The organism is Vreelandella sp. ssv (assembly GCF_059448525.1).
Map to the genome: position 1 here is coordinate 2,464,756 of NZ_CM182545.1, position 23,840 is coordinate 2,488,595.

At 55.7% G+C, this 23,840-nt stretch carries 21 protein-coding genes; 8 read left to right on the forward strand and 13 right to left on the reverse strand.

Annotation, left to right across the window (positions count from 1 at the left end; all coding sequences use genetic code 11):
• Positions 1-1,005 carry a type I glyceraldehyde-3-phosphate dehydrogenase gene (gap, locus tag AC5TBW_RS11330; RefSeq protein WP_495508675.1) on the reverse strand — a complete coding sequence of 335 codons (1,005 nt, stop codon included), beginning with the start codon at positions 1,003-1,005 and terminating at the stop codon, positions 1-3.
• A 215-nt stretch (positions 1,006-1,220) separates the two neighbouring features.
• Between gap and AC5TBW_RS11335 the strand changes: the two genes are divergently transcribed.
• Positions 1,221-1,697, forward strand: coding sequence for a methylglyoxal synthase (locus tag AC5TBW_RS11335; RefSeq protein WP_495508676.1), 477 nt, complete (start codon positions 1,221-1,223; stop codon positions 1,695-1,697).
• Positions 1,698-1,715: 18 nt separating this feature from the next.
• Here the strand turns inward: AC5TBW_RS11335 and cra are convergent, their stop codons facing one another.
• The gene (gene cra / locus AC5TBW_RS11340) at positions 1,716-2,693 is read right to left on the reverse strand and encodes a catabolite repressor/activator (protein WP_495508677.1); all 978 of its coding nucleotides are present in this window, start codon (positions 2,691-2,693) and stop codon (positions 1,716-1,718) included.
• A 297-nt stretch (positions 2,694-2,990) separates the two neighbouring features.
• On the opposite strand from cra, the gene ptsP reads away from it, so the two are divergent.
• The 4 genes from ptsP to pgi all read left to right on the forward strand — a co-directional run bounded on the left by ptsP (position 2,991) and on the right by pgi (position 10,424).
• Positions 2,991-5,861, forward strand: a complete 2,871-nt coding sequence (gene ptsP, locus AC5TBW_RS11345; RefSeq protein ID WP_495508678.1) for a phosphoenolpyruvate--protein phosphotransferase — start codon at positions 2,991-2,993, stop codon at positions 5,859-5,861.
• Entirely contained in the window at positions 5,861-6,844 is a 984-nt protein-coding gene (gene pfkB, locus AC5TBW_RS11350; RefSeq protein WP_495508679.1) for a 1-phosphofructokinase, read from the forward strand. The genes ptsP and pfkB overlap by 1 nt, the downstream gene beginning before the upstream one ends.
• Positions 6,841-8,574 (forward strand): PTS fructose-like transporter subunit IIB, encoded by a 1,734-nt coding sequence (locus AC5TBW_RS11355; protein WP_495508680.1) that lies wholly within the window; start codon positions 6,841-6,843, stop codon positions 8,572-8,574. Before pfkB ends, AC5TBW_RS11355 begins: the two co-directional genes overlap by 4 nt.
• Positions 8,575-8,759: 185 nt before the next feature.
• Positions 8,760-10,424 carry a glucose-6-phosphate isomerase gene (pgi, locus tag AC5TBW_RS11360; RefSeq protein ID WP_495508681.1) on the forward strand — a complete coding sequence of 555 codons (1,665 nt, stop codon included), beginning with the start codon at positions 8,760-8,762 and terminating at the stop codon, positions 10,422-10,424.
• A 130-nt stretch (positions 10,425-10,554) separates the two neighbouring features.
• On the opposite strand, the gene AC5TBW_RS11365 is transcribed toward pgi, so the two are convergent.
• Together AC5TBW_RS11365 and AC5TBW_RS11370 are read right to left on the reverse strand one after the other, a co-directional pair.
• On the reverse strand, positions 10,555-11,091 hold the full coding sequence (locus AC5TBW_RS11365) for a DinB family protein (protein WP_495508682.1): 537 nt from the start codon (positions 11,089-11,091) through the stop codon (positions 10,555-10,557).
• Between the two features lie 70 nt (positions 11,092-11,161).
• A complete protein-coding gene (locus AC5TBW_RS11370; protein ID WP_495508683.1) occupies positions 11,162-11,893 on the reverse strand; it encodes an SDR family oxidoreductase in 732 nt (243 codons plus the stop codon).
• A 171-nt stretch (positions 11,894-12,064) separates the two neighbouring features.
• Between AC5TBW_RS11370 and AC5TBW_RS11375 the strand changes: the two genes are divergently transcribed.
• Positions 12,065-13,147, forward strand: coding sequence for a PA0069 family radical SAM protein (locus AC5TBW_RS11375; protein ID WP_495508684.1), 1,083 nt, complete (start codon positions 12,065-12,067; stop codon positions 13,145-13,147).
• A gap of 42 nt (positions 13,148-13,189) precedes the next feature.
• A complete protein-coding gene (locus AC5TBW_RS11380; protein WP_495508685.1) occupies positions 13,190-13,489 on the forward strand; it encodes a winged helix-turn-helix domain-containing protein in 300 nt (99 codons plus the stop codon).
• Here the strand turns inward: AC5TBW_RS11380 and AC5TBW_RS11385 are convergent.
• The 4 genes from AC5TBW_RS11385 to coxB are packed head-to-tail and all read right to left on the reverse strand — an operon-like array spanning position 13,486 to position 19,622.
• Positions 13,486-15,675, reverse strand: coding sequence for a heavy metal translocating P-type ATPase (locus tag AC5TBW_RS11385; RefSeq protein ID WP_495508686.1), 2,190 nt, complete (start codon positions 15,673-15,675; stop codon positions 13,486-13,488). The two genes, AC5TBW_RS11380 and AC5TBW_RS11385, sit on opposite strands and share 4 nt — an antisense overlap.
• Positions 15,676-15,680: 5 nt before the next feature.
• Positions 15,681-16,037, reverse strand: coding sequence for a hypothetical protein (locus AC5TBW_RS11390; protein ID WP_495508687.1), 357 nt, complete (start codon positions 16,035-16,037; stop codon positions 15,681-15,683).
• Positions 16,038-16,041: 4 nt separating this feature from the next.
• Positions 16,042-18,582: a cytochrome c oxidase subunit I gene (gene ctaD / locus AC5TBW_RS11395; RefSeq protein WP_495508688.1), complete on the reverse strand. Its 2,541-nt coding sequence runs from the start codon at positions 18,580-18,582 to the stop codon at positions 16,042-16,044.
• Positions 18,579-19,622 carry a cytochrome c oxidase subunit II gene (gene coxB / locus AC5TBW_RS11400; RefSeq protein ID WP_495508689.1) on the reverse strand — a complete coding sequence of 348 codons (1,044 nt, stop codon included), beginning with the start codon at positions 19,620-19,622 and terminating at the stop codon, positions 18,579-18,581. The genes ctaD and coxB overlap by 4 nt, the downstream gene beginning before the upstream one ends.
• Positions 19,623-19,658: 36 nt before the next feature.
• On the opposite strand from coxB, the gene AC5TBW_RS11405 reads away from it, so the two are divergent.
• Positions 19,659-20,120 carry a DUF2231 domain-containing protein gene (locus AC5TBW_RS11405; RefSeq protein WP_495508690.1) on the forward strand — a complete coding sequence of 154 codons (462 nt, stop codon included), beginning with the start codon at positions 19,659-19,661 and terminating at the stop codon, positions 20,118-20,120.
• Between the two features lie 10 nt (positions 20,121-20,130).
• Here AC5TBW_RS11405 and AC5TBW_RS11410 read toward each other — a convergent pair whose 3' ends face one another.
• From AC5TBW_RS11410 to AC5TBW_RS11430, 5 genes are all read right to left on the reverse strand, one after another.
• The gene (locus AC5TBW_RS11410; protein WP_495508691.1) at positions 20,131-20,556 is read right to left on the reverse strand and encodes a CopD family protein; all 426 of its coding nucleotides are present in this window, start codon (positions 20,554-20,556) and stop codon (positions 20,131-20,133) included.
• Positions 20,557-20,635: 79 nt separating this feature from the next.
• The gene (locus tag AC5TBW_RS11415) at positions 20,636-21,481 is read right to left on the reverse strand and encodes a DUF2797 domain-containing protein (RefSeq protein WP_495508692.1); all 846 of its coding nucleotides are present in this window, start codon (positions 21,479-21,481) and stop codon (positions 20,636-20,638) included.
• Positions 21,465-21,749, reverse strand: coding sequence for a YeaC family protein (locus AC5TBW_RS11420; RefSeq protein WP_495508693.1), 285 nt, complete (start codon positions 21,747-21,749; stop codon positions 21,465-21,467). The genes AC5TBW_RS11415 and AC5TBW_RS11420 overlap by 17 nt, the downstream gene beginning before the upstream one ends.
• A 10-nt stretch (positions 21,750-21,759) precedes the next feature.
• Positions 21,760-22,611: a rhomboid family intramembrane serine protease gene (locus AC5TBW_RS11425; protein WP_495508694.1), complete on the reverse strand. Its 852-nt coding sequence runs from the start codon at positions 22,609-22,611 to the stop codon at positions 21,760-21,762.
• A 212-nt stretch (positions 22,612-22,823) separates the two neighbouring features.
• A complete protein-coding gene (locus AC5TBW_RS11430; RefSeq protein ID WP_495508695.1) occupies positions 22,824-23,840 on the reverse strand; it encodes a metallophosphoesterase in 1,017 nt (338 codons plus the stop codon).

The window sequence follows — 23,840 nt, forward strand, 5'->3', positions numbered from 1 at the left end:
TTAGCTGGCAGCCTTCTGCATAGCGATAGCTGTATCCAACATACGATTGGAGAAGCCCCACTCGTTGTCGTACCAGGCCATGATTTTGACCAGACGGCCATTCACACGAGTGTGATTCGAATCAAAGGTCGACGAATTGGCGTCGTGGTTGAAGTCGATGGAGACAAGAGGTTCGGCGTTAACGGCGAGTACCGGTGAGTTAGCCGCAGCCTTCTCAACGATGGCGTTAATCTCTTCTTTAGTCGTATCACGGCTGGCGGTAAAGGTCAGATCCACCAGTGAGACATTGATGACCGGTACGCGAACGGCTAAGCCGTCAAACTTGCCAGCCAGCTCTGGTAGAACCAAGCCGACCGCTGCGGCAGCGCCGGTCTTGGTCGGGATCATTGAGTGGGTGGCGCTGCGGGCACGGTAAGGGTCGGAGTGGTAAACATCCGACAGGTTCTGATCATTGGTGTACGCATGCACCGTCGTCATCAACCCATTCTCGATACCCACAGCATCGTTCAGCGCTTTGGCCACGGGCGCTAAGCAGTTGGTAGTGCAGGAAGCATTCGATACTACCGTATGCTCAGCAGTTAGCACTTGGTCGTTCACGCCATACACAATGGTGGCATCAGCATCGGGGCTGGGTGCAGATATCAGCACGCGCTTAGCGCCCGCTTCAATATGCTTCGCCGCCGCCTCGCGCTTGGTAAATAACCCGGTACACTCCATCACAAGATCAATCTTCATGGTTGACCATGGCAGCTTCGACGGGTCCCGCTCCGAAGAGATGGCAATGCGATCGCCATCCACCGTGATGCTTTCGGCGTCGTGTTCTACCTTAAAGGGAAAGTGGCCATGCACGGTGTCATGACGCAGTAAGTGGGAATTTAACGAAGGGTCGCCGAGATCATTAATAGCGACGACCTGAATACGATCACGGTAGCTGTTTTCGTAAAGTGCACGCAGCACATTGCGGCCAATACGTCCAAAACCGTTAATCGCAACTCTTATTGTCATGATAGCTCCTCAATCGACCAATGTTGGCAAGTGGCGCACCCTGTAAATAATTTACTAAAAATACGTACTTAAACGTCATGAGGCTGATATATCGTCTTACAATCGCCTCAAAAGGCTAGTAAATATCCAATATGTAGTAAAATTACTATATACACGCTATCGTAGTCCAATATTTAATCATCAACAACAAAACCCTTTTAAAGGAGAGTAACGCCATGAGTGACGCGCAACCACCCCGTCAAGCCATCCGCACTTTGCAAGCGCGCAAGCGCATTGCCCTGATCGCTCATGACGGCAAAAAGAGTGAGATGCTGGAGTGGGCCACTCGCTGGCAAAATTCGCTCAGCCAGCACGAACTGATCGGCACCGGCACCACGGCCGGCCGCTTAAAAACTGCCTTAGGACTTGATGTAGAGGGGCTAATGAGCGGGCCGTTAGGGGGCGACCAGCAGATTGGCGCGCGCATCGCTGAGCAGCGGCTCGATGTACTGATCTTCTTTTGGGATCCCTTCTCTCCTCAGCCCCACGACCCGGACGTCAAGGCGCTGCTACGCTTGGCCGCGCTATGGAATGTGCCCGTTGCTTGCAATGCGGCCACCGCAGACTTCCTGCTTTCATCACCCTACCTGAATGAAAGCTACGACATGTCGATCCCCGATGCTAACGCCTGGGCCCAAGCCAGAACGGCCTAGCGGGCCAGGGCTTAGTGTTTACCGGGTGTGCAGGTGGCGTGCCACTACCTGCAGCCCGCACTCGTAATGGCCGTTCATGGCGGCCAATGCGCAGCTCAGCGTTAGCTCGGCAATACGGTCGTAGTCTTGCAACGCAGAATTGACCGGCTGAGGGAGAAAATCCAGCAGCCGATGATCGCCAAAGGTGGCCAAGCGGACATTTTCTGGCAAGCCACCGCGCTCCAAGAACACATCAAACACCCCTTCCAGCAGCGCGTATGACGCCGTCAAAAGCGCGTCAGCACCGCCCTGCTCGTCTAATAGACGTGCCGCTAAGCGTGCCCCTTCGCTACGCTCATATCGCGCGCCACTTAAGATAAACGGTTCAATATCAGTACCGCTTAACGCCGCCTGAAAGCCGGCCCGCCGTTCGCTGCTAATCGACAAATTCGGCATTGCCTCCAGCCACGCAACACGTTTGGTTCCCTCACCGATTACCGAGCGTGTCAGTGTCTCGGCCGCTTCGCAGTCATTGCTCACCACGCTGGAAAATAGCGCTGGATTGAGACCTCGGTCCATCCCCACCACGCACCAGCCCTCTTTCACCAAATCGGCATAGAAAGTGTCATCGCTGGGAAGACAACTGGCGGTGATCAATACCTCACAGCGTTGAGCACGCAGGGCCAGGGCAAGCGCTCGCTCACTCTCTGCACTGTCATCTGAGCTGACGATCAGCAACTGATAGCCCTGCTCACGGGCGCCGCGCTCCAAGCGTTTCGCCAATCGGGCGTAACTGATGTTTTCCAAGTCGGGCACGATAAGCCCCACCAAGCGACTGGCTCCACGGCGCAAAGCGGCCGCCTGGGGGTCAATGTGGTAACGGTGCTGCCGCACCACCGCCATCACTTTTTCAATGGTTGCCGCGCTAATGCGCCGCTGCTCGGCCTGACCATTAATGACATAGCTAGCGGTCGTGCGCGAGACGCCGGCTAGCCGGGCAATATCGGCGAGTGTCATGCAGGTTCCCCTTGGTGTGACCGGCCAGTTTATCAGCAAGAAAGCGCTCATCAGACCAAAGTCTAAAAGCGTAAACCTTGTGTCATTAAGTGAATCGATTCAGCATAGCACTATATCTAGCCTCACTGGCAAGGATGAATCGATAGAGATAACGCGGTTTATCTAACTGGCATAACTACCCATACATGATCACTTATGTACACGCCCTGGCATCCTACAAGCAGTACGTAGTTAAGTGCTTAGTTAAGTACGTAGTTAAGCATTAGCTGCCACAGCGCGCGTTTACAGGAGAATACTATGTTGACACTCGGCCCCAATGACATCTTGTTAGGCCGCCATGCTGAGAGCTGGCAAACCGCGCTGGACAGTGCCGCTGAAGCGCTGGTAGACGCCGGATTAGTTGAGGCCGAGTACCGCGACGGTCTGCACGCCCGCGAAGCGCAGTCATCCACGTTTTTAGGCAATGCCATTGCGATTCCCCACGGCACACCTGAAAGTCGTCAGCACGTTAAGCAAACGGGCGTGCGCGTGCTGCAGTTTCCTCAAGGCATTGAGTGGCACGATGGCCAGCAGGTGCATGTACTGGTGACCATCGCGGCTCAAAATGATGAACATCTGGACATCCTGCGCCAGCTGACCCACGTACTGGATCGTGACGGCGTTGCCGAACAGTTGGCCAGCGCCAGTTCCGCCGTTGATGTGGCACGCCTGCTTTCCAAACCGACGCTTGAGACACGCCTGGATACCGACACACTATGTGTTAACTTCCCTGCTCGCGATCTTCAAGAGCTGGCCCTGGCCGCGGCCGCACGACTACGTCAGAGCGGCTGTGTCGATAACAGTTTTATTACCGCCATCGCCTCAGCGGAGCCAACCTGGTTAGGTAAAGGACTGTGGCTGGCCAGCAGCCCGCAAGGGGTTAATCAGCCCGCGTTAGGCGTTGCCACGCCTGCCGAGCAAACCATGCAAAGCGATGGGCACTCCGTGCATGCGCTGTTCTGCTTAGCTGCCCACGGCGATGCCCATCGACCGCTGTTAGAGCAATTAATGGCCCTGCTGGATAGTGGCGCCAGCGACACACTGATGACGCGTAATAGCGCCCAGTTACTCAGCCTACTGGCGGGCGAAACTGCCAGCACGCAAACCCGTCGCGTGCGGGTACTTAACCCTCATGGCCTGCACGCCCGGCCTGCTAAACAACTCGTGCAAGTTGCTCGTGCCCAAGGGATAGCCATTAATGTGCGCCTCGAAGAAGGAAGCGCCACGCTGGTCTCTGCGGCCAGCTTGACCAAAGTGATTGGCTTGGGCGCGCGTCGTGGGCAGTGGTTAGTACTTTCAGCCGAGGGCGAACAGGCAAGCGCAGCACTAGCAGCAGTCGCCGAGGCGGTTGAGTCGGGCTTAGGAGAGAAAGTCACCTCCTTTGACGGTGGCTTTGATAGCGCAAAGGAAACAAGTACTGCTACACCGGCCGTCGTGCCCCTCACTGCCGATATGCCCCACGCTGGTGTAGCCGCGTCGCCAGGTTTGGCCATTGCGCCCGTGCTTGTCATTCGCCCGGTGCAGTTCGACTATCCTGAGCACGCTAGCGATGCTGAACACGAAATCAGCCGTTTAAATAGCGCGCTGAAAGAGGGTGCCGCCCAGCTGCACACATTGGTGCATAACGCTCCCGGTGGCGAAGTTGCCGATATTCTTTCGATGCACGAAGAGATGCTCGACGACCCGGAGCTCCATCACGCGGCGACGGATGCCATTCGCGAAGGACGCTCGGCGGAAGCAGGCTGGTGGGAAGCGATTGAAACCGCAGCCCACGCCCAGGAAATGCTCGCCGACCGGCTGCTGGCCGAGCGCGCTGCCGATCTACGCGACGTAGGCCGCCGGGTGTTGGGTGTACTCTGCGATGTAACGCTCCCCGAACCGCCGGATCACCCCTACATTCTGGTGATGGACGATATCGGCCCTTCCGATGTGGCCCGCCTGGATACCTCCCGTGTGCGCGGGCTACTCACCGTGCGCGGTGGCGCCACGGCGCACAGCGCTATTCTGGCCCGCGCACTGGGCATCCCTGCGGTCGTCGGCGCCGGGCAGGCAGTAATGGCGCTTAACAATGCCAGCATGATGATTCTGGATGGCGAGCGCGGCCGTGTCACACCGCAACCTTCCGAAGAGCGCCTGCAGCGTGCTGAGCAGCAGTTGCTCGACCTCCAGCAGCGCGAAGCCGATGCCTGGGAAACCCGTTTTGAGGTCGCCCAAACGCGCGATGGGCACCGCGTCGAAGTCGCCGCCAACCTGGGCAACACTGCCCACGCCGCTGATGCGGTGGAGCGCGGTGCCGAAGCCGTTGGCCTGCTGCGTACCGAATTCCTGTTTATGGCCCACGCCAGCGCACCAGACTTAGCGACTCAGATTAGCGAGTACCGTCAGGCAATTGACGCACTGGATGGCCGCCCGCTGGTAGCGCGCACACTGGATGTCGGCGGTGATAAGCCACTGCCCTACTGGCCGGTGCCCCAAGAAGACAACCCCTTCCTAGGCCTGCGCGGTATTCGTTTAGCGTTGACCCAACCCGAGGTACTCGAAACACAACTGCGCGCGTTATTGATGGCAGGTAAGGATAGCCCCCTGCGGATTATGCTGCCGATGGTCAAAGATATCGCCGAGTTCCGCGCCGTCAAAGCCATCTACGACCGCTTACTCAAAGAGATCCCTGCTTCCCAGCGGGCCACCGATGTGCAGTTGGGGGTAATGATTGAAATACCCTCCAGCGCGCTGCTGGCACCCAGCCTTGCCGCTGAAGTCGATTTCTTCTCGGTAGGCACCAACGACTTGACCCAGTACACCCTGGCTATTGACCGCGGCCACCCGGAACTCTCTGCCCAAGCCGATGGTTTGCACCCCGCAGTGCTGCGTTTGATTCAAATGACCGTGGCGGCGGCCCATACACAAGGAAAATGGGTCGGAGTGTGCGGCGAATTAGCCTCAGACGCCGTGGCCATTCCCGTATTGGTAGGCCTTGGCGTGGACGAGCTCTCCGTCAGCGCGCGGCAGATCCCGCTGGTCAAAGCCCGCCTGCGCGAGTTTGACTTCGCTGATGCCCAAGCCAGTGCTCAGTTGGCGCTTGCCCAAGCGACCAGCGATGAAGTGCGCGATGCGCTGGAGGCCCGCTAATGGCCCGCGTGCTATGCATTACCCTGAATCCGGCGCTGGATTTGGCGTTTAATCTTGACTCCTTGGTACTGGGTCGCGTCAACCGCCCCACTAGCGCCCAGCTAGAAGCGGCTGGCAAAGGCGTTAACGTTGCCCGCGTATTGGCAGGTCTTGGCCACGACGTCACCGTCAGCGGCTTTTTAGGTGCCGATAACGACGCTCCTTTCGAGCTAGCTTTTGCCAAGTACTCCCTAACCGACGCCTTTGTGCGCGTGCCGGGAGAAACCCGTATCAATGCCAAAATTGCTGAACAGAGCGGCCGCGTTACCGATATTAACGGCCCCGGCATGCCCATTGAAGCCGCGCATTTGCAGGCGCTGATCGACACGCTGAATAGCGAGCTTTCCGGCACGACGCCCCCCCAGGCGGTCGTTGTGGCGGGCAGCCTGCCCCCAGGACTATCACTGATTGATTTCAGCGCGCTGTTAAACCACCTAAACGCCAGCGGCGTACCGCTCTGGGTAGATACCAGTGGCCCGGCACTCAATGCGGCGATAGCGACTCACCCCGCCGGTGTTAAGCCTAATGAAAACGAACTGGCAGAGTGGGCGGGCGAAGATATGACCTCTTCCGATGCGCGCTTGAATGCGGCCAAGCGGCTTCATGAAAGCGGTATCGCCCATGCGCTGATTTCAGCGGGTGCCGAAGGGGTGCTGTGGGTTAACGCTCAAGGTGCCTGGCACGCCACACCCCCTAAGGTTACCGCGACGAATACCGTTTGCGCTGGCGATACCTTTGTAGCGGGCATGCTCCACGGCCTGCTGACTTATCAGAACGGCCAGCAAGACGCTGAACAAACGCTGCGCTTTGCCACCGCGCTCTCGGCCGAAGCCGTGCGCCACGTTGGCGTGGGCAACCCCCACGCTGCCGATTTCGATTCACTCCAACAACACACCCGGATACGGCGTCTTGATGACACCATCACCGAGGGAGCCACGCTATGAATATTATTCTGATTACCGCCTGCCCCAGCGGCATGGCGACCACCTTCCTCGCGGCTAAGCGCCTGGAACAAGCCGCCCAGCGTCAAGGCTGGTCGGCGCATGTGGAAATGCACGGCGAAGTCGCGCCACTCCAGGCCGCTACTGCCGAGCAGATCGCCAATGCCGATTTGATCGTAGTCGCCGCTGATCACGTGCCAGACCCGGAGCGCTTTGAAGGCAAAAGGCTATTCCAAGCGCCGATTGCCAGCGCACTCCCTGACCCCAGCGCTTTTCTGGCCCAGGCTAAGCGTGAAGCGCCGATTTATAGCGCACCTGCCGTTTCTAGCGTACCTACCGCTGCAAGCAGCGCGGGTGGCCAGAAAATCGTTGCCGTCACCGCCTGCCCTACCGGCGTGGCGCATACCTTTATGGCCGCCGAGGCACTCGCAGAGGCGGGCAAAGCTATGGGCCACGCCATTCGCGTGGAAACCCAAGGCTCGGTGGGTGCACAAGATAAATTGACTGAAGAAGAGATCGCCGACGCCGACATAGTCGTACTGGCCTGTGATATCGACGTTGATCCGTCGCGGTTTGCTGGTAAGCGCATCTACCGCACCTCTACCGGCAATGCGCTGAAAAAGCCGCGCCCCACCCTTGAAGCTGCGCTCAACGAGGCGGCTATAGAAAGCGGCAGCAGCAATGCGGGCACAGCGAATAAGAGCATCAAAGAGAAAGGCGTTTATAAGCACCTGCTCACCGGCGTTTCCTTTATGCTGCCGATGGTAGTCGCGGGCGGCCTGCTGATTGCGCTCTCCTTTGTGTTTGGCATTGAGGCCTTTGAGCAGGAAGGCACCCTGGCCGCAGCGCTGATGCAGATCGGTGGCGGCACCGCTTTTGCGCTGATGATTCCAGTACTGGCAGGCTATATCGCCTACTCCATCGCCGACCGTCCCGGCATCGCACCGGGTATGATTGGTGGCATGCTGGCGGCCAATATCGGCTCCGGCTTTATCGGCGGTATTTTGGCAGGTTTTCTGGCGGGCTACGTGGCCCTGGCGGTGACACGCTACGTCAAACTGCCCTCCAGCGTTGAATCCCTTAAGCCGATTCTGATCATTCCACTTGTCGCCAGTTTGGTCACCGGCTTGACCATGATCTACGTCATTGGCGAACCGGTCGCAGCGCTGCTTAATGCGCTGACCAGTTTCCTGGAGTCCATGGGCTCCACTAATGCGGTGCTGTTGGGTATTCTGCTGGGTGCGATGATGTGCTTCGATCTCGGTGGCCCGGTCAACAAAGCCGCTTACACCTTTGGCGTGGGCCTGCTCGCCTCTGAAACCTATGGCCCCATGGCGGCGATTATGGCCGCAGGCATGGTACCCGCTATTGGTATGGGGATTGCCAGCTTTGTCGCGCGCAACAAGTTCTCTGCACCGGAGCGCGAAGCGGGCAAAGCCTCTTTTGTACTAGGCCTTTGTTTTATCAGTGAAGGTGCAATCCCCTTTGCAGCGAAAGACCCGCTACGTGTTATCCCCGCCTGTATCGCAGGGGGCGCTCTCACCGGTGCTCTCTCGATGCTGGTAGGTGCAAAACTAATGGCGCCTCATGGCGGTATTTTTGTACTGCTCATCCCCAACGCCATCACCCCGGTGCTACTCTACCTTGGCGCTATTGTGGCTGGCTCGTTGGTGACCGGTTTAGGCTATGCGTTTATCAAACGTGATGCGGCCCAGGTAGCCCTCGCCACCTAACCGCTGTTACCAAAAAGTGAGGGCAGGCGAACATGCCTGCCCTTTTAAATACGTCGCTTTACGCATTTAATACCTTTTCATGCCACTTATACCCTCTACTCTTTGTCATTTTTTATGTAGTATTTTTACATAGCCCATTTTTCGATTTTGATCACCCAATTCACTTATAACAAACGGATCGCCCTATGTTTCAGCTCACTCGCAGCGTTACCTGGCAGGCGCTTGACCGCCTGCGCGACAAAACCGCCAACGACCGCATTCGTGATTACTTCACCAATGACCCGCAGCGCTTTGAGAAAATGAGCTTACGGGTGGGCGGTCTGTTTCTTGACTACTCGAAGCACCACGTCTCCGATGAAGTGCTTACCAAGCTGATTGAGCTGGCCGACCACTCCGCGCTGGTACAGCGTCGGGCACAGATGTTCTCCGGCGATATTATCAACGTGACGGAAAACCGCCCGGTACTGCATACGGCTCTGCGCCACTTAGGCGATGAGCCGGTCTATGTGGACGGCGAAGATGTCATGCCGGAGATCACCCGCACCCGCGAGCAGATCAAACTGTTCTCTGAGGCGGTACGCAGCGGCGAGTGGAAAGGTTACAGCGGCAAACGCATTAAAGACGTGGTCAATATCGGTATTGGCGGCTCGGATCTTGGGCCCAATATGGCGGTTCGCGCGCTGCTCAAATACCGCCACCCGGAGCTCCACTTCCACTTTGTCTCCAACGTGGACGGCACCCATATTCAGAAGGTGCTCTCGCGCCTTGACCCGGCGACTACGCTGTTCATCGTCTCTACCAAGACCTTCTCTACCCAGGAGACCCTGCTAAACGCCAAAACCGCGCGGCGCTGGTTCCTGGAGAACGCTGGTGAAGATGCCGACGTGGGCGCGCACTTTATTGCCGCCTCCACTAACCGAAAAGCGGCCATGGAATTCGGCATTCGCGAAGAGAATGTGTTTGAATTCTGGGCCTGGGTGGGTGGCCGTTACTCCATGTGGTCGTCCATAGGCCTGCCGATTGCGCTTTCGATCGGTTTCGAAGGCTTTATTGAGCTACTGGAAGGCGCTCATGAGATGGATAACCATTTCATCAACGCGCCCTTCTCACAAAACATGCCAGTGTTGATGGCGCTGATTGGTATTTGGTACATCAATTTTATTGGCGCCGAGACCCAAGCCATCGTGCCCTACGACCAGGCGCTGAACCAGCTGCCATCCTTCCTGCAGCAGCTGGATATGGAGTCTAACGGTAAGTCGGTGGATATTTTTGGCCACCCGGTGAACTACAAAACCGGCCCGATTGTGTGGGGGCAAACCGGCTCTAACGGCCAGCACGCCTTCTTCCAGCTACTGCACCAGGGCACACGCTACGTGCCAATTGATTTTATTGCCTCGCTCAAGCCCGAACCCGGCGTGGAAGACCACCACTTCGCCCTGCTGACCAATATGCTCGCCCAGGCCAACGCCTTTATGGAAGGTAGCCAAGGGGATAGCAAAGAGCTAAGCCAACACGACCCCTACAGCTGCCCCGGCAACCGCCCTTCCAGCACCCTACTGCTGGATGAGCTAACGCCAAAAAACCTGGGGGCACTAATCGCGCTTTACGAGCACAAGGTGTTCGTACAAGGCGTTATCTGGAATATCAACTCGTTTGACCAGTGGGGCGTTCAGCTCGGCAAGCGCATCGCCGGTGAAATCAGCGAACGCATCGACGCCCACGCCGCCGACTTCGATGCTTCCACGCAAGGGTTGCTGGAGCTTGTACGGGCGCATTTTCCTAATGGCAGCAGAGAAAAGGAGAGCGCACCGCCCAGTGCGGACAAAAAGCCCACGAGGAAGAAGCGCTAGGCTAGTTTGCTCAATAAGTGAAAAATGAACGCCTTGGCCCCATCAAGCCAAGGCGTTTTGCAACATTGGACCTTCGGTAAATCATAAATGACTGATGCCAGCGACTCGGCCCCATTATCCAAGCAATCTTTTAAGACTCACAGGGAATCAGCGCCAACAGATCAGTGACACCAATATCGATACCGGCCTGGGAGAACAAAGTACTTAACTGACCGCGGTGGTGGGTTTGGTGGTTGAAGAAGTGAGCAATCAAGCTTGAGTAGTTCCGGGTTGATGCCACTCCCTTAGTGTTTCGGTAATTCAGCACGGTATTGAGGTCGTCGTCAGTCAGCGCGGCTATCCAGTTGATAATTACGCTATCTAGCCATTGGCGATGTGCTTTCAGGCCTTCCAAATCGTCAAACATGATTTGATCAAGGCGCTCTGGAGTGGGTAGAGGCACCATTACCGCAAGCGTTGCAACTGAGGACGTATGGGTAGCAAACCGCTTAAGCCAGAGAGTATCTGCAACCACGATATGATTTAAGGTGCCAAAAATCGAGCCAAAGAAGGCGCCTCTCTCTTCGCTAAGCTCTGCGGCACTCATCTGGTTAGCGGCACCGTATACCTTGGCGTTCATCCATTGATTATAAATGGCCAACTGTTCGAAATGCTGTTGAAGTTTCATGGGTTAAAAGGCCTTTCCATGTCAAAGGTTGAACCCCTACAGGACGCTTGAAATACGGGTAGAGAATGCATTAACGCCCTCCTGCAACATCAATAAATGACCCCGTTACATAAGAAGCTTCGTCCGACAGCAGCCAAGCAATAGTATTAGCCACTTCTTCAGCGCTACCGCCACGCTGCATGGGAATCTGGGGAGCTAAGCGATCGACTCGCCCTGGCTCCCCACCGTCGGTATGCATATCAGTGTAGATAAAACCGGGACGAACGGCATTAACACGAATCCCCGAGCCAGCCACTTCGCGAGACAACCCCTTTGTTAGGGTATCCATGGCACCTTTCGATGCAGCGTAGTCAACATATTCAAAGGGCGAGCCTGTTTGCGAGGCAAGCGATGAGACATTGACGATGCCACTACCTGGAAGAAAGCGCCTGATGGCTTCCCTAGAGCAAAGAAAACAGCTGACCACATTACTATTAAGTACTTTATTGAAGCGCTCAAGGTCGATATCAACCAGCTTGGATTGAGTGAACAGAACGCCTGCATTGTTGACCAAATGTGTCACCTTGCCAAAGCGCTCTTCTGCTGCATCAAAGAGGCGGATAACGTCATCTTCACGGCTAACATCCGCTTGGTAGCTAAACGCTCGACCACCCTCTCGAACAATACAATCAGCCACCTCATCAGCCCGCTCACTATTGGCAAGATAGTTGACGCAAACCGCATAGCCTTTTGCGCCTAGCAGTTTTGCGGTGGCTGCTCCGATACCTCGTCCTCCCCCCGTCACGATAACCACTTTCGACATGACATTTCCTCGCTGACTATTTGGTCAAAAGCCCATTTTGAATATTAGCCTCGTGATAATGGCTTGGTTAACTCCCTTTTAGCTACCTATCGGCCTCAGCCATGTGCTTTTTATTGATTTATTACAGCATCAAAACTACTGTATATAAAACCACATAAAAGAGGTGAACCCATGGCATCTCTTGGCTCTCCTGATCAGTCAGCCATTTACAAAGGACGCGGGGCGACCTACGACCCGCACAATCGTTTTGCGCCTACCCGCAGCGAGGTGGAAGATGACGGCTGGTGGCGTGAGGAAGCGTCCACGACCATCGCCACTGAAGTGCGAGAAGAAGTGAGCAAAAGCGCGCTGTCGTGGAATAAATCGCCGGATTTACCGTTTGATCGCTCGCTTAATCCTTATCGTGGCTGTGAGCACGGCTGCGTTTACTGCTATGCCCGCCCTTCTCACGCTTACTGGGATTTATCGCCTGGGTTGGACTTTGAAACTAAGCTCATAGCCCGAAGCGGATTGGTAGAGCGGCTAACCGAAGAACTTTGCCACCCTAATTACGTGTGCCGCCCGATCAATCTTTCTGGTAACACCGACTGCTACCAGCCGTTAGAGGCCACCTACCAAACCACGCGCCGCTTGCTGGAATTGCTGCTGGAGTGCCGCCACCCGGTAACGCTGGTGACTAAAAGTACGCTGGTACTGCGCGATTTAGAGCTATTGGCGGAAATGGCCGAACACCGTTTGGTACGAGTATTTGTTAGCTTGACCAGCCTTGATGCCAATTTAAAACGTACCTTAGAGCCACGGGCGGCATCCCCCCAGGCCAGACTACGGGCAATCCGCGAACTAAATACCGCAGGCATTCCGGTTGGCACCCTGATCTCTCCAGTTATTCCAGGGCTGACGGATAATGAAATCGAAAAGCTTCTGGAAGCTGCTAGCCGCGCGGGCGCACGTACAGCGTCCTGGATGCTACTGCGTCTACCTTATGAAGTCGCACCGCTGTTTGAGGCATGGCTGGAAGCCCACTACCCCGAGCGCGCCGCTAAAGTGATGAGTTTAATGCGCCAGTGTCGAGGTGGTAAGGCGTACGATGCCAAATTTGGAAAACGCTTTCGCGGTGAAGGAGTCTTTGCTGATTTAATTGAGCAACGCTTTGCCCGTGCAAGCCGCCAGTGGAATATGCAGAGTCGTACCGAGCAGGGCTTGAACACCCGGGATTTTCGCCCACCACGGGCGCAGCAAGATCTATTCATTTAAGCTAGGCAGCGTCGTACACTAACTTGCTGTAAAGGAAACCAAATGCCCTCTCTTAGTAAAACCAAATCAAGCTTTTACCGACGCTTGTATGTTGCCTATTTGATCGACCAGGGCGTTGCCAGCGTGCCTGCATTAATCGAAACCACCGGCATGCCAAGGCGCACTGCTCAAGATACGATTGCGTCACTTGCCGAGTTGGATATCGAGTGTGTATTTACTAAGGATGACGGCGAGCGCCACAACATTGGTCGCTACCAGATACGTGATTGGGGGGCGGTAGATCCACGCTGGGTGGCCACGAATGCCGAGCGGCTTAAGCAGGCACTTGGCTATGCGCTTTAGCCATTTTTTTCATCTGGCTCTGCCCATGCAAGCCTTGCGGCATTCAGCGTGACGCTTAACGAACTTGCTGCCATGGCAAGTACCGCCACCAGCGGTGGTATTGTCATGAGCACCACCAGCCCTAGCGCCAAGGTGTTATAGATCGCCGAAAAAAACAGATTCTGAAACATGATGCGCCGCGTGCGTTTAGCAATGCTGAGCAGTTTGACTACCCCACCAATCCCAGGCGTCATTAGCTGTGCGGAAGCACCTTCCCGGGCGGCCTCGCTGGCACTTAGCGGAGCGACACCCACATCGGCCGCGGCTAAGCTCAAGGTATCGTTCAAGCCATCACCTACGTAGAGCGTTGGCGACGGCAGTGCCTGCAATAGGCGCGCTTTGGCCTCGGGCGAGCGCTGTGCATAGCAAGCTTCTCGCGTAAGCCCAACACGCTCACCTAACCAACTCACCGCGCCCTGTCGGTCACCGCTGATCATTGCCACTACATATTCTGCATCAAGCAGGCATTTCACGCTTGTTGCAGCGTCGCCCACTGGTTGATCGGTAAGATAGAGCGTTGCTAACCAGCCGGTGTCATCGGCCATCATCACTTGAGAAGCAAAAGCTAGCGTTGGGTTCTCCGCCTGGGAAGGAAGCATTATTTGCTGGCAAGAAAGCCAACTGGCGCTACCCACCGTGAGCCACTCACCGTTGTTAAGTTGCACGCGGCGCCCTTCGCCAGGGGATTCGTTTACTTCCAAGCATTGCTCAGGGCGCTGGTCAACTTGGCTGCCTGACCAGCGCGCCAACGCTTGCGCTAACGGGTGCTCGCTTCCTGCAACGGCAGCGTTAAGCTTGCGCTGCAACATGTGTTCATCAACGCCTTCCCGCGCCTGCCAGTGCAGTACTGAATGGGTACCGGTTGTTAAGGTGCCGGTTTTATCAAACGCGACCGAGCGAATGCGCGCCAAGGTTTCGAGGGCGGCGGGATCACGCAGCGCTATACCTTGCTGCATGGCCTGCCCGCTGCCCGCAAGACTCGCCAGCGGCACTGCAAGCCCAACGGCGCAGGGGCAAGCGACAACCAATACCGAAAGCGCACGTACTAAGGCTTCTTCCCAACCCAGGCCAAATAACAGCGCACCTGGGAGTGTTAGCAGCGCGAGTAACAGTGCAAGTGGGGTTAACCAGGCGGCAAAGCGGTCAGCGAGCTTTTGAAGCTCGCCTTTTTTTGCCTGATAGCGGCGCATTTCATCGCATAATCGATCTAAACGCCGCTGGCCTACTCCTGCGCTTACCCGCATGACTAAAGGCGTTGCGCCAAGATAACAGCAGCCCGCGTATATTTTCTGACCTGAGTTGAAGTACCGAGGCAGGCTTTCACCGGTCAGGGAGGCGGTATCGATCCAGCCAGGGCCCTCAAGGATACCATCTAACATTACCCGTCCACCCGGTGCTAGCTCTACCCGCATTGCAGCGCTCACCTCCCCCACGGGGAGCGATTGCCAGGTGTTGTTTTGCCAAACGCGTACGTTTTCGTCTGGTAACGCCAGGGCATCCAGCGCTTTTAATCCACGGTGACGGCACAGCGTTTCCACTAAGCGCCCCACCAGCAAAAGCACGATTAGCATGACAGCGGTATCAAAATAGACGTCTGAGGAGCCACGCCATAAAAGCCCGACGGAAACCACTACCGCGCCAATAACGCCAAGGCTGATCAGTACATCCATACCGGGACGCTTGGCAAGCAGCGTGCGCCATCCCGCGCGGTAAAAAGGCAGGCCTGCAAACAGCACAACGGGAAGAGAAAAAGCCCCGGATACCCAGGCGACTACCAGCTCAATCTTCTCGTTAGGCAGTGCGCCTGCGTAAATAAGTATCGAGGCCAGCATGGTCCACATGCCAAATAGCGATCCCACCATCAGCCTGAGCGTTAAGTAACGACTCTCCTCTTCCAGCCGCGCATGAGCATCGACCAGTGGCTCAAGTTCACTAAGCCGATAACCCAGGCGCTTAACCTTGGAGGCAAGTACTGAGAGCTGAGTGGCGGCAAAAGTGCCGCTAATGCAAAGCGTGGCACTCGGATAGTGCACGCTTACCTCGTCCACTCCATCAAGGCGTTTAAGAGAACCCTCTACTGCCAGGGCGCAACTGGTGCACCACATACCGTGGAGCGTATAGAGCTGCTCTGAATTGGTTTCCGCCATGCCACTCACAGGCAAGGCGGAATGCCGATAATCGGCATTGCCGCAAACACAACGCCCAGAGTAGAGAACAGATAGAGGCCGGCGGAAACCCTCGCATTGAAGCGTAACCGCCCTTGATGTTGCTTAGCTATTCGGTAGCAGCCCAGCGTTAACACCGCCAGTATCACAATAGATACAATGCTGACCACAAGTAGCAGCGCATTAACCAACGTAAAAACACCTAGCTCGGGATCAGGCGGGGCCACTGAACAGGCCACCGCATGCCCGCCGTACACTGCCACAAACCAAGTACACCAAAGCGTTAAGCCAATGACGAAATGTAAGGGATGGGTAAGGTGTAAACGCTGCATGGTTGTCGTCATCGGCTTAGCTCCCTATTACGCGGGGCAGCACCGCCAGCGCACCCACGATAATCCAAAACGTGACCACGTTATAACGCCATAACTGCGCCACAACGGCAGGCTCGAAAGGTGCATGAGCACCTACATAGCCATACCCCACTCGTAGCCCTTGAAGCAGCGTTAGCACGGCACCCAGGCCACCGTGTAATAACGCATAGGCCAGCCCGACCATGATAATCGCATCATGGGAGGTCTCAGTAACGGCGAGGTCTGCGCTCAGTAATACCCAGAGTGTGATGCCAACCTGCAAAAAGCCTAAAGCACTGATGCTGAACATGCCCATCGCCAGTCCTGCATCGCGCTGCTGGCGTAAACTGCGGACGAGCTTTTCGAGAATAGCGCCCCCCGCTGTCAGTGCTATCGCGGCAACCACAAGCCCTACCAAAGAGAGCGGCGAGTTCTCAGGCATCCGCCATTCAGGCGAAACCGTCCAGAGATAGAACCAGCCGAATAGATAAGATAGGAAAAATGAGCCGTTAGCGAGCATCGTAATCGACATCGCCCAAAGGCCGGGGCCATCCATGGTGCGCGAGTGAAGCGGCGGGTCACCGGGCGCCACATGCGCATCTGGAGCTGCTTTAGGATGCGCCCCGTTTTCCCAAGACCAACGCAGCAGAAACAGCGCGGCGATTACCACGGCAATCCCAGCCAGCGGATAGAGCCGGGTCAGCAAACTGATACACACGACGGCCAACGCCATGGCAGCGAACAGCGGCCACCATGAATTGCCCGGAAGGTGGATAATTTCGCGCACTTTACCGGTCAACGGGTCGGTGCCCCACATCTCACGCCGTCCATGGGTCGCCACCGCGAGACTATGCTTGCCTTCCGCCATGGTGCGCGGCAGATCAGGGTCATCCCACAGCGGGTGACGAGTCTCAATTTTAGGCAGGCTGACAAAGTTATAGGCGCTGGGTGGCATGCTGTTGGCCCACTCCAAAGTGTCAGCGTTCCAAGGGTTATGCTTGGCAGGTTTGCCAAAACGGAAGTGCAGCGCAAAATCGAGCAGCACCATGGCAATCCCCGCCGACATAATAAAACTACTCATGGAGGAGAGCAGGTTGAAAAGATCCCAGCCCATCCCCGTTTCATAGGAGTAAACCCGGCGTGGCATCCCTAGCAAGCCAGTCCAGTGCATAATTAAGAAGGTGCCATTGAAGCCCAGAAAGGTGAGCCAGAAGCCCCACTTGCCTAGCGTTTCAGAAGGCATGCGCCCAGAGAAAAGTGGCAACCAGTAGTAAAGCCCGGCAATGAGCGGGAAGAACATCCCGCCCACCAAAACGTAGTGCATGTGCGCTACCACAAAGTGTGTGTCGTGCACCTGCCAGTTAAACGGCACCAGCGCCAGCATTACCCCGGTGAGACCGCCACATACAAAGATAATCAAGAAGCCCATTATCCACAGCATGGGCAGCTTCATTTTGGGCTTACCCAGCCATAGCGTGGCCAGCCACACAAACACCTGAATCGCTGTAGGCACCGCCACCAACATACTGGCGGCAGAGAAGAAGGCTTGAGCCAACTGAGGAATACCCACGGTAAACATGTGGTGGACCCAGAGACCAAAGCTGATGAAGCCCGTGGTGATAATGGCAAACACCACCCAGCCATAGCCAACAATCGGACGACCAGCAAACACCGGTATCAGCGTGGAAACAATCCCCGCTGCTGGCAAGAAAATGATGTAAACCTCAGGATGACCAAACAGCCAGAACAAGTGCTGCCAAAGGATTGGGTCACCGCCACCAGCCACTTCAAAGAAGGGCATTCCCACCGCGCGCTCCAGCTCCAGCAAAATACTGCCCAGGATCAGCGGCGGAAAACCAACCACGATCATCAGTGCCATCGCCAGGATATACCAGGCAAATAACGGCATTTTGTGAAGTGCCATGCCTTGAGTACGCGTACGCAGTATTGAGACCACCAGCTCTACCCCGGCAGAGAGCGCAGAGATTTCAACAAAGGTGATTCCTAGTAGCCAAAAATCGGATCCTAAACCAGGCGAATATTCGCTGCTACTGAGCGGGGTATACATAAACCAACCGCTGTCCGGTGCCATTTCCAGCACCAAACTAAACGTTAAAATGATGCCGCCGAACAGATAGCACCAATAGCCCAGTGATGTCAGCCGCGGGCAGACCAGGTCGCGGGCACCGATCATCTTGGGAATCATGTAAATCGCTAACCCTTCCAGCATAGGAATAGCGAACAGGAACATCATCACCGTGCCGTGCATGGTGGTGACTTGGTTATAGATATCCGGCGTCATGAAGTCTTGATCAGGCAGCGCCAACTGGGTGCGCACCAGCATGGCTAATAGGCCGCCAATTAAGAAAAACACCATCCCTGTGACCATAAAGCGTAGGCCGAGAGTGGTGTGGTTAACGATCGTCAGTGCTTTTAAACCACGCGGATTGCCCCAGATCTCGTGCAAGTCACTGTGCAACTGGTCAGGGCCAGCGATGTTATCGCCTTCTGGGGTCACTTCACGGTTGATGGTGGTCATGGCGTTAGCGTCTCCAGCCAAGCACCCAGGGACTCCAAAGTGGCCGTCTCAATATCGTCGTGGGGCGGCATTTTGTTGCCCGGTTTCAAACGTTGGTGATGCTTAAGCCAGTGAGTCACTGCACCATCTTCCATGGCCATGATGCCCGCCCCTAAGCTGGTGCGACTGCCTAAATCAGAAAGGTCAGGCCCTTCCCCAGCAGCTGAGAGCCCCGCGACGCGGTGGCAGCTCGCACAATGGGTCATAAATGCCTCCCTGGCAGGTTCGTGCTGTTGGTCGTTTTCAGCAAGCGACGTTAAGTCATCCGTTTGGCGAGCAGCCAACCACGCGTCATACTCACTACGTTCGACGGCTTCAACGTAGAGCTGCATTTGGGTGTGCTGGGCACCGCAGAACTCAGCGCACTGAGCGCCAAACACCGCTGGCTCATCCGCTTCCAAACGAATTTTATTGATGCGCCCTGGAATCATGTCGATTTTCCCTCCCAGGCGCGGCACCCAAAAAGCGTGGATGACATCGGCGCCGGTAACGTGAAAATCGACCGGCTCGCCAGCAGGCATGATCAATTGATTGGAGGTGACCACTTCCCCCCCTTCCGCTCCGGGGTAACGTATTTCCCACCACCACTGATGGCCGATCACTTCGATGACTTCCGGCGGTTCTCCTAACGGTAGCGGCAGTAACCGTTGCCCGGCGGGCACGCCAAACGCTAGCAGCGCAGTAATGCTCGCCACGGGAAGTATGATACCGCCGCCAATGATCCAGCGGCGGGCAATCCGGCGCTCTTCCAAGGGCGTGCGCGTTACTGCTTTGCGCTTAAAGGCATAAAGCCACAGCGCCACCACCGTGATAAACACGACGGTCGAGAACCCGAGCATCACCCACCAGATCATGACAACATCTCGCGCTGCTTGGCCTGCCGGGTCTAGAATAGACTTATCGCCAGCGCAACCGGTTAGCAGCAGCGCCGCTAATAGTCCCAGTGGTGCGCCCAGCAGGTTGACCCGCTGCTGGGTTATGCGTTGAATACTGAGCCTCATCCCTTGAGTTCCTTTTTCTGCCCACAGGAAGTGACTATGGCAAAACCTCGCCAGCGCTCGATTAAAAGCCGCGCGTCTCTCGCCGGCCATCCGCTTCATCCCGTGATGATTCACTTCCCCGTTGCAGCCCTGATGGCGCTGGTCGCTAGCGATATTGGTTTCTTGCTGAGCGGTGATCCATTCTGGCTGCGCGCCAGTTTGTGGCTGGCGGGGGTAGGCGCTTTTGGCGGCTGGGTTGCCAGTACTGCTGGGATTATCGACCTGGTCACCGTGCCGCGCATACGTCGCCTGATTACCGGCTGGAGTCATGCCATCGTTGCGGTGGTGATGCTGTCGCTGGCGTCGCTGAACTGGCTGCTGCGCTTCAATGACCCTGATGCAATTTTGCCATGGGGATTGGCGGTTTCTCTGATTACCGCGGGGCTGATTGCGTTGGCGGGTTGGCTGGGTGGGCAACTGGTTTATGAGCACGCAGTGGGCGTCGATGTTGAGGATTAGAGCCACGTTGTTAGCTCCAATCCAGCGGTTTAGCTAATACAAAGGCAAGCACGCTGAGAATAGCCGTCAAAGCAACGCATAGCGCGCTCCAATTGACGGGTTTTACCCAGCGATAATGGCCCATTTCCAGGCGCAGTATTAACCAGCCAAAACAACCGTGGGCGGCCACCATCGCCACCACGGCGCCAAGTTTCAGTATCAACCACCCACCTAAAATACCATGAACAAGAAACAGTAATGTTCCCGAGGCAATGGCCACCAAGGCGGCTGGCGTAGCAACAGAGTTATAGAAAAACCGCGGCATCGGCGGCGTGCCCTGGGCAAAGCCCGAGTCTTTACGTAGCTGCAGCGTTTGGCTGAGCAAGGCGGGCAAATACAGCAGCGAACCGCACCAGATCACTAGCGCGGCAATGTGAAGCAGTTTTAGCCAGGGCATCGAAGCTTCCTTGCGTTGCATAAGGCAGGATAAATTCACTCCATAACCTTAGCCAACTCGCCGCACTCTAGCTAGCCGTTTAACTTACTTGGATCTCGTAACCCGTGAATTTGCGGAGATTAATCACCCCGCTATCGAGTATCAAATACTGGCCTTTGACACCCTGCAACACACCTTCTACCAGCGGTTGCTTGTCAAAATTATGTGAAGCCACTTTTTTCGGGAAAACGCTGACGGGGTAGTGAAAATGGTGTGCGGGCTGTTCCAGTGTGCGAATGGAGTCTGCACCATGGGCTTCACGTAGTTGGCTTAGGCCGTTGGCCAACAGGCTGAGTAATCGGTCACGCTCGGCGGTTAAATCCATTACCTCCACATCACCCTTTAACATCGCCCGCCAGTTGGTACGGTCAGCCACCTGCTCTTTAAATAACATTTCGACGAACCCGGACTGCTGGCGTGTATCCACCTCAAGGATGGGCAGCGCCTGAATTGCGCCTTGATCCAACCAGCGGGTCGGCATTTGCGTTTTGCGGGTAATGCCGACTTTGAGCCCCGACGAGTTAGCCAAATAGACGATATGGGGCTGGAAGCAGTGCCGCTCGCCCCACTCCGGTTCGCGGCATGTGCCTTGAAAATAGTGGCAGGTTTCCGGCTTCATAATGCAGGTATCGCACTGCGCTAGCCGTTTGAAACAAGGGTAACAGTGGCCCTGAGCAAAGCTTTTCTTGGTTGCCCGGCCGCAGTGAGTACAGGCAATCGCACCAGTCCAGCGCAAACTAAGCGGCGTACCGATGCGCTCATTAAGCGCGACACGGTCCTCACCGGCACGCAAATGATAAACCACCTGCTCTTCTTGGCGACTTGGTAGCTCAGCCGCCATTTTGCGTAAACACCCTTGTACTGCCGCTTCAATCACGCGTGGCATCCCGTGCCAATCCCGCCATTTCAGGCGTTACGCCAGCGCCACTGGCTGCTGCGCCACAGGTGCGCTGCTCTAGATAACCTACGCGGTTTGCTTCCGGTACATTGTTTTCCACCTCAAAACGCATCACTGCCTCCAAACAGAGTTCAGTCTGTTCAGGCGTTAAGCGGCGACCGTCAGGCCATTTGCGCAGTGATACGGCCTGCTTCAGGCTCTCATAGATCGCTGGCGTCATCTGGTTAATCATTTTTTCGAACGTCATTTCGCTCATTACAGGCCTCTTAACGATTTTTCAAACGGCGTGATGAATAATACCAGCCTGTGACAAGCCCCACGAGTAGCCCACCCAAATGCGCCTCGTTGGCTACGTTGCCAAAGCCTACGCTGCCCGCCATATCGGTCATGGTGAAGACCATCCACCCGAGCATAAATACCACCAGCATCTGGGGTACAAAAAAACCACTTTGCGGTACCCGCCGAGACATCAACCAAACGTGCGTTAGCAACGCGTAAACCACCCCTGACATACCGCCAAACAGGACGGTGCCCGTCATATATTGAGCGATATTTGCGCCAATCCCCGCCACGACGAGCAGCAATAACATGGTGCGGCTACCCTGTAGCACCTCAACTTGACGACCGAAGTACCATACCCACATAAGATTAAAAATCAGATGCATCCAACCAAAATGCAGAAAGGCAGGCGATAGCAAACGCCAAATATGCCCAGAAGAAAGCGTTTGCGACAGCGTACCGTACACCAGCTCCCCCCCTGACATGCCGACAGGCACAATGGTTAACGTTACGATCAACTGGTCGCCAAAAATACCAATCAGCGCAAATACCACTAGGCTAATCACAATCATCAGCGCCGTCACCGGCACTTTTTTAAGCGATACCAGTGAGTTGGTCATAGTGCGTGGTGGCTGAGCAGGCTGCTGAAGCACAAGGGGTTCACCCTGCTGCCAGAACGCGACCAGTGCTTTAAGCGCATCGAGTTGGCGTGGGTCGGCGATCCATAGCAGCTGGCCGTCGGTTTCATCGGTAATGCGGTGACCAATACGGTGGCGCCACAGCGCCTGGCGCAGTTCGCTTGTATCCGCGTGACCGGGCAAAAGCATCACTGGATGCATAATATCCCTCTAATCTATGCGCTAACGGCACGCTGACCGCAGCGAGTAAGTATTTATCAACAAACAGGCAAAAAAAACCGGCGGTGGGGACCGCCGGGGAATAAAAGCAAGGGATCATTCAAGGGAACACTAACTCTGATAGCCGACGGCGCGGTTAGTTCATCTGTTTTGCAAAATTTATGTAACGATATGTAATTTTTTAGAAGCGAACGTTAATCGAAATCGATTTCCCAGGGTTTGGGCAACGCCCGCTCCTCTTTTGGCACCTTAATCCAAACAAAGTGGTCGGCATTTAATGCCGCCTCACCACTCCAGCGATAAGCCACTAAACGCCCATATTTCACCGCGCTGTAGTCTAAGCATGCGATATTGCGGGCGGGTAGTGCCGGTATACCTTCACACCAATAATGGCCTATAAATAGCGGTGGTTGCTCGGGTCCATAATAACTTAATTGTTGCCGCTCATCGTCAGTGAGCTCCCGGGTTTCAAGATCACCGGGCAAGTTATCTGGTTGGAAGACCACATCTCCCCACTGCTGCGGAGCCTTGGCCCAAAAGTGGGCGCGAAAACTTTTTCGCGTAAAGCCATCACCAGAGTGTATTGCAACCCCTTCTGGCAGCGTGACATGCGGGCCACGGGTGAGGCGATCCAATATCCGAAACGCTTGGGTAGCAGGGTCGGTGGATTCAATCAGGAATTGGGTATCCATACACTGATCGGGGCGCCGAAGTTTAAGCTCCGCGATCAACTGGTCGTCCCAGCAGGCATGCACCACGCGTATACCGTCAACCTCAAGACACAGCGGTATGGTTTTAAACCATGCGAGGGTATCATCCCACTCATTGGTGTAATCGCGATATTGTTCTAAGGTGTCCTGAATAATACGATTATGCCTGGGAGTATGCTCACGCAGCCAGCGTTTGTGGCTACCTGCCGGCCCAGGATGGGTGTACGCCAAGGCGTTATATTCATGGTTACCCATCACGATGAACGCTTCGCCCTGTTCTACCATTCGGCGGGCAATGGTGACCGCAAGGCGAATACGTGGCCCACGGTCAATCAAGTCTCCAAGAAAAATAACTTTGCGGCGCGGATGCCGATAGACGCCGCTGCGCTGGTGATAACCCAGCTTTTCAAGCAGTGCAGCCAGCGTTGCACCACAGCCATGAACATCCCCTATCAGGTCATACCCTTCCAGCGGAGGCCTGCCTTGCGTTTCACGCTGCAT

Bases quoted from the DNA above. Each gene is read 5' to 3' on its own strand.
- gap (WP_495508675.1), bottom strand. From the start codon at position 1,005: ATGACAATAAGAGTTGCGATTAACGGTTTTGGACGTATTGGCCGCAAT.
- AC5TBW_RS11335 (WP_495508676.1), top strand. From the start codon at position 1,221: ATGAGTGACGCGCAACCACCCCGTCAAGCCATCCGCACTTTGCAAGCG.
- cra (WP_495508677.1), bottom strand. From the start codon at position 2,693: ATGACACTCGCCGATATTGCCCGGCTAGCCGGCGTCTCGCGCACGACC.
- ptsP (WP_495508678.1), top strand. From the start codon at position 2,991: ATGTTGACACTCGGCCCCAATGACATCTTGTTAGGCCGCCATGCTGAG.
- pfkB (WP_495508679.1), top strand. From the start codon at position 5,861: ATGGCCCGCGTGCTATGCATTACCCTGAATCCGGCGCTGGATTTGGCG.
- AC5TBW_RS11355 (WP_495508680.1), top strand. From the start codon at position 6,841: ATGAATATTATTCTGATTACCGCCTGCCCCAGCGGCATGGCGACCACC.
- pgi (WP_495508681.1), top strand. From the start codon at position 8,760: ATGTTTCAGCTCACTCGCAGCGTTACCTGGCAGGCGCTTGACCGCCTG.
- AC5TBW_RS11365 (WP_495508682.1), bottom strand. From the start codon at position 11,091: ATGAAACTTCAACAGCATTTCGAACAGTTGGCCATTTATAATCAATGG.
- AC5TBW_RS11370 (WP_495508683.1), bottom strand. From the start codon at position 11,893: ATGTCGAAAGTGGTTATCGTGACGGGGGGAGGACGAGGTATCGGAGCA.
- AC5TBW_RS11375 (WP_495508684.1), top strand. From the start codon at position 12,065: ATGGCATCTCTTGGCTCTCCTGATCAGTCAGCCATTTACAAAGGACGC.
- AC5TBW_RS11380 (WP_495508685.1), top strand. From the start codon at position 13,190: ATGCCCTCTCTTAGTAAAACCAAATCAAGCTTTTACCGACGCTTGTAT.
- AC5TBW_RS11385 (WP_495508686.1), bottom strand. From the start codon at position 15,675: ATGGCGGAAACCAATTCAGAGCAGCTCTATACGCTCCACGGTATGTGG.
- AC5TBW_RS11390 (WP_495508687.1), bottom strand. From the start codon at position 16,037: ATGACGACAACCATGCAGCGTTTACACCTTACCCATCCCTTACATTTC.
- ctaD (WP_495508688.1), bottom strand. From the start codon at position 18,582: ATGACCACCATCAACCGTGAAGTGACCCCAGAAGGCGATAACATCGCT.
- coxB (WP_495508689.1), bottom strand. From the start codon at position 19,622: ATGAGGCTCAGTATTCAACGCATAACCCAGCAGCGGGTCAACCTGCTG.
- AC5TBW_RS11405 (WP_495508690.1), top strand. From the start codon at position 19,659: ATGGCAAAACCTCGCCAGCGCTCGATTAAAAGCCGCGCGTCTCTCGCC.
- AC5TBW_RS11410 (WP_495508691.1), bottom strand. From the start codon at position 20,556: ATGCCCTGGCTAAAACTGCTTCACATTGCCGCGCTAGTGATCTGGTGC.
- AC5TBW_RS11415 (WP_495508692.1), bottom strand. From the start codon at position 21,481: ATGCCACGCGTGATTGAAGCGGCAGTACAAGGGTGTTTACGCAAAATG.
- AC5TBW_RS11420 (WP_495508693.1), bottom strand. From the start codon at position 21,749: ATGAGCGAAATGACGTTCGAAAAAATGATTAACCAGATGACGCCAGCG.
- AC5TBW_RS11425 (WP_495508694.1), bottom strand. From the start codon at position 22,611: ATGCATCCAGTGATGCTTTTGCCCGGTCACGCGGATACAAGCGAACTG.
- AC5TBW_RS11430 (WP_495508695.1), bottom strand. From the start codon at position 23,840: ATGCAGCGTGAAACGCAAGGCAGGCCTCCGCTGGAAGGGTATGACCTG.